General features: G+C 61.2%; 14 protein-coding genes. 13 read left to right on the forward strand and 1 reads right to left on the reverse strand.

All coding sequences use genetic code 11. The annotated features are described in order from the left end of the window. Window positions 1–8: 8 nt before the first annotated feature. Window positions 9–1,319 carry a flagellin gene (locus tag PMI07_RS22505; protein ID WP_007762143.1) on the reverse strand — a complete coding sequence of 437 codons (1,311 nt, stop codon included), beginning with the start codon at window positions 1,317–1,319 and terminating at the stop codon, window positions 9–11. Window positions 1,320–1,605: 286 nt separating this feature from the next. Between PMI07_RS22505 and urtA the strand changes: the two genes are divergently transcribed. From urtA to PMI07_RS22570, 13 genes are all read left to right on the forward strand, one after another. Next, window positions 1,606–2,895 (forward strand): urea ABC transporter substrate-binding protein, encoded by a 1,290-nt coding sequence (gene urtA / locus PMI07_RS22510; protein ID WP_007762140.1) that lies wholly within the window; start codon window positions 1,606–1,608, stop codon window positions 2,893–2,895. A gap of 133 nt (window positions 2,896–3,028) precedes the next feature. Continuing rightward, window positions 3,029–4,603, forward strand: coding sequence for an urea ABC transporter permease subunit UrtB (urtB, locus tag PMI07_RS22515; protein WP_037088046.1), 1,575 nt, complete (start codon window positions 3,029–3,031; stop codon window positions 4,601–4,603). Next, window positions 4,600–5,763: an urea ABC transporter permease subunit UrtC gene (gene urtC, locus PMI07_RS22520; RefSeq protein WP_007762134.1), complete on the forward strand. Its 1,164-nt coding sequence runs from the start codon at window positions 4,600–4,602 to the stop codon at window positions 5,761–5,763. Before urtB ends, urtC begins: the two co-directional genes overlap by 4 nt. 11 nt (window positions 5,764–5,774) lie before the next feature. After that, window positions 5,775–6,536, forward strand: a complete 762-nt coding sequence (gene urtD / locus PMI07_RS22525) for an urea ABC transporter ATP-binding protein UrtD (protein ID WP_007762133.1) — start codon at window positions 5,775–5,777, stop codon at window positions 6,534–6,536. Between the two features lie 249 nt (window positions 6,537–6,785). After that, window positions 6,786–7,481, forward strand: coding sequence for an urea ABC transporter ATP-binding subunit UrtE (gene urtE / locus PMI07_RS22530; protein WP_007762131.1), 696 nt, complete (start codon window positions 6,786–6,788; stop codon window positions 7,479–7,481). Window positions 7,482–7,703: 222 nt separating this feature from the next. Next, window positions 7,704–8,861 (forward strand): PHB depolymerase family esterase, encoded by a 1,158-nt coding sequence (locus PMI07_RS22535; RefSeq protein WP_197032552.1) that lies wholly within the window; start codon window positions 7,704–7,706, stop codon window positions 8,859–8,861. Beyond that, window positions 8,798–9,643, forward strand: coding sequence for an urease accessory protein UreD (locus tag PMI07_RS22540; protein ID WP_037087976.1), 846 nt, complete (start codon window positions 8,798–8,800; stop codon window positions 9,641–9,643). The genes PMI07_RS22535 and PMI07_RS22540 overlap by 64 nt, the downstream gene beginning before the upstream one ends. An 18-nt stretch (window positions 9,644–9,661) precedes the next feature. Beyond that, window positions 9,662–9,964 (forward strand): urease subunit gamma, encoded by a 303-nt coding sequence (locus PMI07_RS22545; RefSeq protein WP_007773806.1) that lies wholly within the window; start codon window positions 9,662–9,664, stop codon window positions 9,962–9,964. Between the two features lie 11 nt (window positions 9,965–9,975). Continuing rightward, window positions 9,976–10,227, forward strand: a complete 252-nt coding sequence (locus PMI07_RS22550; protein ID WP_007773809.1) for a DUF1272 domain-containing protein — start codon at window positions 9,976–9,978, stop codon at window positions 10,225–10,227. Window positions 10,228–10,238: 11 nt separating this feature from the next. Then, entirely contained in the window at window positions 10,239–10,544 is a 306-nt protein-coding gene (locus PMI07_RS22555) for an urease subunit beta (protein WP_007773812.1), read from the forward strand. Next, window positions 10,541–10,954 (forward strand): lysozyme inhibitor LprI family protein, encoded by a 414-nt coding sequence (locus tag PMI07_RS22560; protein WP_007773813.1) that lies wholly within the window; start codon window positions 10,541–10,543, stop codon window positions 10,952–10,954. Before PMI07_RS22555 ends, PMI07_RS22560 begins: the two co-directional genes overlap by 4 nt. A 47-nt stretch (window positions 10,955–11,001) precedes the next feature. Then, entirely contained in the window at window positions 11,002–11,262 is a 261-nt protein-coding gene (locus tag PMI07_RS22565) for an AbrB/MazE/SpoVT family DNA-binding domain-containing protein (RefSeq protein ID WP_007773816.1), read from the forward strand. Next, window positions 11,259–11,669 (forward strand): type II toxin-antitoxin system VapC family toxin, encoded by a 411-nt coding sequence (locus tag PMI07_RS22570; protein WP_007773818.1) that lies wholly within the window; start codon window positions 11,259–11,261, stop codon window positions 11,667–11,669. Before PMI07_RS22565 ends, PMI07_RS22570 begins: the two co-directional genes overlap by 4 nt. Window positions 11,670–11,676 lie beyond the last annotated feature (7 nt).

Consider the following 11,676-nt stretch of genomic DNA (forward strand, 5'->3'; position numbering starts at 1 on the left):
CAGGGGCGCTACGGCTGGAAGAGAGACAGGATGTTTCGCGAGTCCGAATTGGCGATGGAAAGCGACTGAATCGCGAGTTGCTGCTGGACTTGCAATGCTTTGAGTCTGCTCGATGCCTCGGTCATGTTCGCGTCGACGAGGCGTCCAATGCCTTTGTCGAGACTGTCCGTGAGCCTGTTTGCAAATGTGTCCTGCATCGCGATCCTCGACTTGAGCGAGCCAAGGTAGGCGCCGGCCGATATGACCTTCTGCTGCATCTCGTCGAGAACGAGGGTAATTGTCGGAAAATCGATATCGGGATCGGTGACGTCGATATCGAGAATATCGATACCCTCCGGCGGCAGCGTCCGGGTGTGGACAGGCGGCTGAATGGTGATCAGCTCCGCGGCAAGAGGAATGGTGGCCCGAAAGAAGATACTCGGCGCCCCGCCCTGAGCCGTCAACAAGGCGTCGGAGGGCGCCTTGTTGAGAAACGTTGCCTGAAGGAGGACTTTCGTCCAATCGGCCGCGCTTTCAATATCTCCGTCGAAGCCGTATCCCGCTTGGCCTCCGAGCGCCTGATCGACGACATTCTTGGTGATGACGAACGTATCGTTAGACGTACCGACCGAAAAGTCGACCGTGATGACGTCGAATTTGGTGATCGTGAAGGGTTGGTCGAATGCCGGGCCCGGCACGTCGCCATAACCCGATGTCGAAAATCCGAGCAATCCACCGAGCGTGCCGAGGCCATAACCGAGATCCGGATCGGGTTCCTTCTGCAGAATTCCGCCGCCGCCATTCTTGAACAGTGCGATTTTCGACAGATCGATGTCGATTGTCTTGAGGGAGACGTTTCCATCCTCGCTGCGATTGAACGATGACAGGACAGACGTCTTCGCGCCTGTTTCGCTGGCCTGGCCCCGCATGTCCGACTGCAACCAGTTCTGACCGGCGAAGGTCGCGGAGCTGGATATCGAGACGATCTGCTGCTTCAACTGCTCCAGTTCTTCCTGGATCTTCTTCTTGTCTATTCCGTCCTGCTGGGCGGAAACGAGCCTGGCCATGAATGCCGCCAGGATATCGGTGGTCGCAGCGACGCCTTCATAGGCTGTGTCGACCTTTGCGGCACCTAGACCAAGGGCGTCCTGCACGGCCGAGAGCGCACCATTGTCTGATCGCATGGTGGTGGCGATCGACCAGTAGGCGGCATTGTCGGAGGCCTGTTCGATACGCAAGCCGGTCGCCGCCTGCCGCTCCACCCCGAACATCTGGCTGTCGAGGGAGCGCAGTATTTGGAGCGCAGAGGTAGCTCCAGCATTTGTGAGGATGCTACTCATCGTACTCTACACCGGAAACAACTCCTCACGCCCTATGTAAGCGTTTGGTCATACAATCCAAATATGGTTAATATATCATTATCGGGATCGATACCGGCCTTGCCGGCTCTATCCGATCTGAAGAGTTCCAGCTGGTCGTCGGATCTCCACCACGTCGTCGGTCTTCCCCCTTCTCCCCCACCGGTACGTCATTCGACGTATACGGTTTTGCGATGCAGCAACCGATAGTCGCTTCAGCAACGGTCAAGTCTTCGTTGCGGACGAACGAGAAGAGGGGTTCGAACCAATGACATTTAAATCCAAACTGGGTGGCGCGCTGCTCGCCGCCGTCATGTCGACGACGGCGCTGCAGGGCGCTTTTGCCGCCGACGACACCATCAAGATCGGTGTTCTGCACTCGCTTTCCGGCACCATGGCCATCTCTGAGACCACCCTCAAGGATGTCATGCTGATGCTCGTCGCCGAGCAGAACAAGAAGGGCGGCGTCCTCGGCAAGAAGCTCGAAGCCGTCGTCGTCGACCCGGCCTCCGACTGGCCGCTGTTTGCCGAAAAGGCCCGCCAGCTGATTTCCAAGGACAAGGTCGCCGCCGTTTTCGGTTGCTGGACTTCGTCTTCGCGCAAGTCGGTCCTGCCGGTCTTCGAAGAGCTGAACTCGATCCTGTTCTACCCGGTCCAGTACGAGGGTGAAGAATCCTCGCGCAACATCTTCTACACGGGTGCCGCTCCCAACCAGCAGGCCATCCCGGCCGTCGACTATCTGGCGAAGGAAGAGGGCGTCAAGCGCTGGGTCCTCGCCGGTACCGACTACGTCTATCCGCAGACGACCAACAAGATCCTCAAGGCCTACCTGATGTCGAAGGGCGTTGCCGAATCCGACATCATGGTCAACTACACGCCGTTCGGTCACTCCGACTGGCAGACGATCGTCTCCGACATCAAGAAGTTCGGTTCGGCCGGCAAGAAGACCGCCGTCGTCTCGACCATCAACGGCGACGCCAACGTGCCGTTCTACAAGGAACTCGGCAACCAGGGCATCAAGGCTGAAGACATCCCGGTCGTCGCCTTCTCGGTCGGCGAAGAAGAGCTTGCCGGTCTCGACACCAAGCCGCTGGTCGGCCATCTGGCTGCCTGGAACTACTTCCAGTCCGTCGATGCCGATGTGAACGCCGAATTCATCAAGGAATGGCACGCGTTCACCAAGAACGACAAGCGCGTCACCAACGACCCGATGGAAGCCGCCTATATCGGCTTCAACGCCTGGGTAAAGGCCGTCGAAGCGGCCGGCACCACTAACACCGATGCCGTGCTGGACAGCATTATCGGCGTCTCCGTTCCGAACCTGTCGGGTGGCACGTCCACCGTCATGCCGAACCACCACATCACCAAGCCGGTGCTGATCGGTGAAATCCAGGCTGACGGCCAGTTTGACATCGTTCAGGAAACCGCGCCTGTCGTCGGCGACGAGTGGTCCGATTACCTGCCGGACTCCAAGAACCTGATCTCCGATTGGCGCAAGCCGATGTCCTGCGGCAACTTCAACGTTGCTTCCGGCAAGTGCGGCGGCAAGGGCAGCTGATCCGATTGCCTTCTGATGTTCATCGACATCATCGCGGGCGGCGTTCAGTCGCCCGCGATCTCGCAAGGGGGTTCCAATGACGAGCAAAGTTCCTTTCCGCGTTCTGCAGAGCCTTGGTCTTCTGCTCTGCCTGATGTTTTCCTTCGCCGCGCCATCCTTCGCGCAGCAGACCGATCCCAGGCCGATGATCGACGCGCTCTCCAAGGCGGACTTCGGCGAAGCTGAAAAGCTGATCGGCCAGCTCGCCGCCACCGGCGATGCCCGGCTCGTGCCGGCGCTCAATGCCTTTTCCGAGGGCGACCTCTATTTCCGCAAGTCCGACAATCTGGTGTTCATCGGCAAGGCGGCCGGCTCCAATTACGAGCTGATCGATCCGGTAACGGGCGCCTCCGCCGGACAGGCCGCCAAGAATGCGGTCACCAAGATCAAGATCAACAACAGCCTGCGCCGCGTCATCCGCTCGGCCATGGGCGGCCTGACGCTATTGAGCCCGGATCGCGGCGTCCGGCTGCAGGCGGCCGACGCCGTGCTCCGCTCGCCGAGCGCCGAAAACCTCGAACTCCTCGAGACCGCAATTTCCAAGGAAGCGGACCGCGAGGTCAAGGCTCGCATGGAAGAGGCGCGCGCCGTGTCGCTGCTCTCCTCCGACCGTTCCATCGACGAAAAGCGGGCCGCGATCGCGACCATCAAGAACTATGGCGGCCGCAACGCGATCGGCATCCTGATGGGCGCATCCGCGTCGCTCGATCCGAGCCTCAAGGCCGATGTCGATGCGGCGATCGCCAGTATCGAAAGCGGGCAGCGGCTCTGGGATATCGGCCAGAACGTCTGGTACGGCGTCTCGCTCGGCTCGGTCCTGCTGCTGGCGGCGATCGGTCTTGCTATCACCTTCGGCGTCATGGGCATCATCAACATGGCGCATGGCGAAATGGTCATGCTTGGCGCCTATTCCACCTTCGTGGTGCAGCAGCTCATCCGCGACAATGCCCCCGGCCTGTTCGACTGGTCGCTGGCAATCGCGCTTCCGGTCGCCTTCCTGGTCACCGGCGCGGTCGGCTTCGTCATCGAACGCGGCGTCATCCGCTTCCTCTACGGCCGGCCGCTCGAAACGCTGCTCGCCACCTGGGGCGTCTCGCTCATCCTGCAGCAGACGATCCGCTCGATCTTCGGCCCCACCAACCAGGAAGTCGGCAATCCGTCCTGGATGTCCGGCTCGTTCCCGGTCGGCGGCATGACGATCACCTGGAACCGCATGTGGATCATCGCCTTCTCGCTATCGATCTTCGTGGCGCTGCTGGTGGTGATGAAGAAGTCTTCCTTCGGCCTCAACATGCGCGCCGTCACCCAGAACCGCCGCATGGCATCCTCGATGGGCATCAAGACGCCCTGGGTCGATGCCTTCACCTTCGCGCTCGGCTCCGGCATTGCCGGCATTGCCGGCGTCGCGCTTTCCCAGATCGACAACGTCTCGCCGAACCTCGGTCAGAGCTACATCATCGACAGTTTCATGGTCGTGGTGTTCGGCGGCGTCGGCAATCTCTGGGGCACGCTCGTCGGCGCTCTGTCGCTCGGAGTGCTCAACAAGTTCCTCGAACCCTCGGTCGGCGCCGTGCTCGGCAAGATCCTGGTCCTGGTGCTGATCATCCTCTTCATCCAGAAACGTCCGCGCGGTCTCTTCGCGCTCAAGGGAAGGGCGGTGGAAGCATGATTTCCGGCTTTGTTTTCCGCGCTCTCGAAGGCCGTATCGTCGCCGCCGTCGGCATCCTTCTGGCCATCGGCATCCTGGTGCCGGCGCTCAACCTGCTGACTCCGGCCGATAGCGCCATCCATATCCCGACCTATGCCATGTCGCTGTTCGGCAAGTATCTCTGCTACGCGCTTCTGGCGCTGGCGCTCGACCTCGTCTGGGGTTATTGCGGCATCCTCTCACTCGGCCACGGCGCCTTCTTCGCGCTCGGCGGTTATGCGATGGGCATGTACCTGATGCGCCAGATCGGCAGCCGCGGCGTCTACGGCAACCCGATCCTGCCGGACTTCATGGTCTTCCTCAACTGGAAGGAACTGCCCTGGTTCTGGCACGGTTTCGACTGGTTCGTCTTCGCCATGGTCATGGTGCTCGTCGTGCCCGGCCTGCTCGCCTTCGTGTTCGGCTGGTTCGCCTTCCGCTCCCGCGTCAACGGCGTCTATCTGTCGATCATCACCCAGGCGATGACCTACGCATTGCTGCTCGCCTTCTTCCGCAACGACATGGGTTTCGGCGGCAATAACGGCCTTACAGACTTCAAGGACATCCTCGGCTTCTCCGTCCAGGCGGACGGGACGCGTGCGGTTCTGTTCTTCATGTCGGCGCTGATGCTGTCGCTCTGCCTGATCCTCGCCTCGGCCATCGTCCGCTCAAAATTCGGCAAGGTGCTGGTGGGCGTGCGCGATGCGGAAAGCCGGGTGCGTTTCCTCGGCTTCCGGGTCGAGAACATCAAGCTCTTCACCTTCGTCGTGTCCGCCATGATGGCAGGGATTGCCGGCGCGCTGTTCGTGCCGCAGGTCGGCATCATCAATCCGGGCGAATTCGCGCCGGCCAACTCGATCGAAGTGGTCGTCTGGACGGCTGTCGGCGGCCGCGGCACGCTGATCGGCCCGATCATCGGCGCGATCCTCGTCAATGGCGGCAAGAGCTTCTTCACCGGCGCCTTCCCGGAAATCTGGCTGTTTGCGTTGGGGGCCCTTTTCATCTGCGTCACGCTCTTCCTGCCGAGGGGCATTGTCGGAACGATCCAGCATGGTTTCCGATCCCGCAAGGCCTACAAGGCTGCCGCCGAAGCGGAAAAGGGCAGGGATGCTCAGCCGTCCGTCGCCCAGGCCGCGGAATAGGGAGAGAGATGATGAATACGATTTCTGAAACACGGAAGAAAAGCCTTCTCTATCTCGACAACGTCTGTGTTGCCTTCGACGGCTTCAAGGCGATCAACTCGTTGTCCTTCGTGGTCGAACCCGGCGAGCTTAGGGCAGTCATCGGCCCGAACGGCGCCGGCAAGACAACGATGATGGACATCATCACCGGCAAGACGCGGCCCGATACCGGCACCGTCCTGTTCGAGGATACGATCGACCTTACCAAAAAAGACGAGGCGGATATCGCCCAGCTCGGCATCGGCCGCAAATTCCAGAAGCCGACCGTGTTCGAAAGCCACACCGTCTGGGACAATCTGGAACTGGCGCTCAACCGGTCGCGCGGCGTGTTCGCAACGCTGTTCTACACGCTCTCGCCGGAGGACAAGGCGCGTATCGAGGAGATCCTCGAGACGATCCGCATGACGCATCGTAAGGACGAATACGCCGCCAACCTCAGCCACGGCCAGAAACAGTGGCTGGAGATCGGCATGCTGCTCGCCCAGGAGCCGAAGCTCCTTCTGGTCGACGAACCCGTCGCCGGCATGACCGATGCGGAAACGGCGGAGACGGCGGTGCTCCTGAAGGAAATCGCCAAGACCCGCTCGGTCGTGGTCGTCGAACACGACATGGGCTTCATCCGCGAGCTCGGCGTCAAGGTGACGTGTCTGGCGGAAGGCTCGGTGCTCGCCGAAGGCTCGATCGACTTTGTTTCGAACGATCCGAAGGTGATCGAGAACTATCTGGGGCGGTGAGGGGACGATCATGAACCTTGCGCCCTTGGTATCCCCCTCTGCCCTGCCGGGCATCTCCCCCTCAAGGAGGGAGATCGGCAAGTTGCGGGATCTGCATTTCTCTCGCACCGCTCGACATTTCCTTTTCCGTGGCCGGTCATCGTTTGCGGGAAAGGCTTGCGTCAGTTCGATCTCCCCCCTTGAGGGGGAGATGCCCGGCAGGGCAGAGGGGGGTAACGCCTCCCGCCATCGCGCCAAGAGGGTCGCAACATGCTGACAGTCAACAACGTCAATCTTCATTACGGCGCAGCGCAGGCGCTGCGTGGCGTTTCCATTCATGCGGATATGGGCAAGATCACTTGCGTGCTGGGGCGGAACGGCGTGGGGAAGAGTTCTCTTCTCCGCGCCGTCACCGGCCAGCACCCGGTCAGCGCCGGCACGATCAGCTTCCAGGGGGAGGTGCTGAATGGTCTCGCTCCCTATAACCGCGCCAAGCACGGCATCGGCTACGTGCCGCAGGGCCGCGAGATCTTCCCGCTGCTCACCGTCCAGGAGAACCTCGAAAGCGGTTATGCGCCGCTCGCCCGCAAGGACAAGTTCATTCCCGACGAGATCTTCTCGCTGTTTCCGGTGCTGAAATCGATGCTCGGCCGGCGCGGCGGCGACCTGTCCGGTGGACAGCAGCAGCAATTGGCGATCGGCCGTGCCATGGTCACGAGGCCCAAGATCCTCGTGCTCGACGAGCCGACCGAGGGCATCCAGCCGTCCATCATCAAGGATATCGGCCGGGCAATCCGCTACCTGCGGGATTCAACCGGCATGGCCATTCTGCTGGTGGAACAGTATCTGGACTTCTGCCGGGAGCTGGCCGACCAGGTCTACATCATGGATCGTGGCGAGATTGTGCACGAAGGGGCGGCCGAGACTCTGGATACGGCAGAAGCAAGGCGGCATCTGACCGTGTGAGACTAGTATTTTTACTGGTGAATGTTTGTATCGCGTTGCAGCACTTCGTGCGTTTCAATGCCATCTAATATATGTTAACTAACCCCCACGTTTTCAGGGCATTCCGCAATATTGTTGACAACCCCCGCACCCCATGATGAGGCGCTGATGGTCTTTGCACGCGTTGCTGGTTTCTTCTCTCGTTCCGCTCTTACGCGCATGGTTGCCGTAGGAGCGGTTTTTTTGGGCGCCACGACCCTCCTGGGGTCAATGACCGGCAGCGCTCTTGCCGCAGGCTGCGGCCAGCCGATGAAAGCGGGTCGCCACCCGATCACCATCGAAACCGACGGTGTTGCCCGTTCGGCAGTCTATTTCATTCCCTCGTCCTATACCGGCAAGGACAAGGTTCCGCTGGTTTTCGATCTCCATGGTAGCCACAGCAATCCTGAAGGGCAGCTGAACAGAAGCTCCTGGGACAAGGTCGCGGAGAAAAACGGCTTCATCGTTCTGGCGCTGCAGGGCAGCCTGCCCGGAAGCTCGGCCGGCACCTATGCCTGGAACGTGCCCTTCGTCACCGTGCAACAGGGCGGCCTTGACGAGATCGCCTATATCCGGCAGGCAATTGCCACCGCCAAGCAGGAATTCTGCGTCGATGCCGCCCGCATCTATGCCTCGGGTTATTCCGGCGGCGGCCGCATGCTGTCGGCCTATATCTGCTCCGGCCATGACGATTTCGCAGCCGCCGGCTTCGTGCATTCGCTGCGCGCCGGCCGTCCGGTCGAGACCGGCGGCAAATGGGGTCCGGATACGCAAGGCTGCAATCCCGCCAGGCCCATCTCGATCATGGCCTTTGCCGGCGTCAAGGATGCGGCCAACCCTTATGCGGGTGGCGGCAATACCTATTGGCAATACGGTTTCAAGACCGCGATCCAGCGCTGGACCGAACTCGACGGCTGCAACGGCAACGGAGAGTCGAAGACGATCGGCGATGTGACCTTCAGCCTTTACGGCACCTGCAAGAACGGTGCGCGCGTCGCATCCTACGTCTTCGCCAATGGCACGCATGACTGGCCGAAGCCGGCCGCTGCCACGGAAGCGGTGATCGCCGCCGCCAAGGACGGTGCCGCGAGCGTTACCAAGGTGGCCGCGGTAACCGTCGCCAAGCCGGCATTCGACGCCAATATTGATCCGGCCTCGCGGATGTGGGACTTCTTCGGCAAGGCCGACAGCACCGACGTGATCGCTACCGCCGCCCCGACCAAAATCGGTTCCGGGGTCAAGTCTGGCACGGGCGTTGCTTCGGACTGCGGAACCGAAGCTGATCTTCAGGGGACGACGTGCAGCAGCAACCAGCCGATCGACATGCGCCGCAGCGGGCAAGGGGTGCAGGACGCCTTGTAACCAAGGCTTTCGGCGGGCGGACACGGCTCGCCGAATTCTACCAGGAAGGCTGCGCAAAAATTCGCCTTCCGGAAACCTTTTCGCCTGAAATGGAGGCGATCCTTATCAATACGTCGGGGGGGCTGACGGGCGGCGACGTGATCGAATGGTCCGTCGCCGCTGCCGATTCCACAAGGCTGTCGGTCACCACCCAGGCGAACGAGAAGATCTACAAGGCCGCCGCGGGCACCGCTTCCGTCTCCACCCATATCACCGTCGGTGACGACGCTTCGGTCCACTGGCTTCCCCAGGAAACCATCCTTTTCGACCAGTCCTCGCTGACCCGACGGCTCGACGTCGACCTTTCCGAAACCTCCGAATTTCTGGCCGTCGAAGCGGTCCTGCTCGGCCGCAAGGCGATGGGCGAGGCGGTGGCGCACGGTTTTTTCCGTGACCGCTGGCGGGTGCGGCGCGCCGGTCAGCTGATCCATGCGGAAGAGATGAGGTTCGAGGGCGAGATCGAGCAGCTTTCCCAGGCTGCCGCGGTGCTCTCCGGCCAGGTCGCCTTTGCGACGCTGTTTTACACCGGCCCGTTGGCGGAGGCGCTTTTCCCCAAACTCCGCCAATGTCTTGACGGCACGTCCGGCGGAGCCGGCCTGTTGATGGGCGGAGCCAGCCACTGGAACGGCAAGCTGATCGCCCGGCTGGTGGCGCCGACCGGATTTGACTTGAGAAAAATCCTGACACCGGCAATTTCCGTATTGCGTAACGGCGCGCCAGTGCCGAAAGTCTGGAACATCTGATCATACTGCGGGATTGCCATGAACCTGACGCCCAGAGAAAAAGACAAACTGCTGATTTCCATGGCGGCGATCGTCGCCCGCCGCCGGCTGGAACGCGGGGTCAAGCTCAATTACCCGGAAGCCATCGCGCTCATCACCGACTACGTGGTGGAAGGCGCGCGCGACGGCCGCTCGGTCGCCGACCTGATGGAAGCGGGTGCCCATGTCGTCACCCGCGACCAGGTGATGGAAGGCATTGCCGAGATGATCCACGACGTGCAGGTGGAGGCGACTTTTCCGGACGGCACCAAGCTCGTCACCGTGCACGAACCGATCCGCTGAGGAGGCGGCCCATGCTGGAACTGCGCCCCAACTGCGAATGCTGCGACAAGGACCTTGCCCCGGACAGCCGCGCGGCGATGATCTGCACCTTCGAGTGTACGTTCTGCGCCGATTGCGCCACCGAGGTGCTGAAGGGCATCTGCCCGAATTGCGCCGGCGAACTGGTGCGCCGGCCGGTGCGTCCGGCAGCCGCACTCGCGCGTCATCCGGCATCCACCAAACGTGTTCTGAAGGCCGAGGGCTGCGCGCCCAAGGCGGCTTGAAGGAGAGATTCATGATTCCCGGTGAAGTGATTGCCGCAGAAGGCGAAATCGAGCTCAATTCCGGTGCTCCGACTGTGACCATCGAGGTCTCCAATACCGGCGACCGGCCGGTGCAGGTGGGCAGCCATTACCATTTCTTCGAGACCAATAACGGGCTTGCCTTCGACCGCGACAAGGCGCGCGGCATGCGGCTCGATATCCCGGCCGGAACCGCGGTGCGTTTCGAACCCGGCCAGACCCGCTCGGTGACGCTGATCCCGCTGTCGGGCAAACGCGAGGTCTACGGGTTCCAGCAGAAGATCATGGGTGCGCTGTGAAATCCGTTTTCGTGGCTGCTGCCGTCTGCCTGGGGTTTTACGCCTTGCCGGCAGGGGCGCAGGAGCCTAAGGCCAATTGCAAGAACCCGCAGACGCAGATGGAGATGAACATCTGCTCGCAGCGGGATTTTGATGCAGCCGACAAGGCGCTGAACGCCCAGTACCAGACAACCCGCAAGGCGATGAAAAACTGGGATGCCGATAGTTCTGCGGATCTCAAGGGGGCCGAGGATGCGCTCGTGAAAGCCCAGCGCGCCTGGGTCGCCTATCGCGATGCGCAATGCATCTCCACCGGTTTCCAGGCGCATGGCGGATCGATGGAGCCGATGCTGATTTCGGGATGCCAGGCGGACCTCACCCGCAAGCGCAGCGCGGAATTGAAGGAACTGACCGAGGCGATGGGGAACTGAACGTTGCGCGTGTTTGTGGTAGTTATGGGGGCGGGAAGGAGAGCGATATGACCGAAACAGTCAAGATCAGCCCTGAAAACCAGATAACCCTATCTGCCGAAGCGCTCGCTTTGCTTGGCGTCAAGGCCGGAGATCAGGTGGATATCGTACCGAGTCAGGACGGCCATCTGGAGATCCGGCCCAAACGTTGGACATTCGCGGACCTGAAGGGGATCGTAAAGCTGGATAGGCCGATTACCGCCGGCGAACTGGATGAATGGGTTGCCGAAGCGCGCGGCCGGATTCCGGAAGGCGGCAACGATCTATGATCGGAATCGACACCAACGTCCTCCTTCGTTGGCTTGTGCGTGATCAACTGATCGGGGAGCCGGCATTGGCGCAGAGTGAGGCGCTTTCTGCGCTCTTCGACAAGAGCGAGGAAGCATTCTTCATCAACGAGATTGTCGTCGTCGAGATTGCCTGGGTCCTGAAACAGCGCGCCCGCCTGCCAAAGGCCCGGATCGCCGAGATCATCTGGGGTCTGCTGAATCTGGAGAATGCGGTCGTGAAGGACCGAGACATACTGAGCGCTGCGCTTCAAGCCTATTCCGAGTTTCCCGGCGACTTCTCCGATCATTTGATTGGAGAAATCAACAGCCGCAATGGTTGCCGCACCACGATGACATTCGACAAAGCCGCATCGAAATCCTCCCATTTTACCGAGCTTACGAGGTAGACCGCCC

The sequence above is a fragment of the Rhizobium sp. CF080 genome (assembly GCF_000282095.2).
Classification (GTDB): Bacteria; Pseudomonadota; Alphaproteobacteria; order Rhizobiales; family Rhizobiaceae; genus Neorhizobium.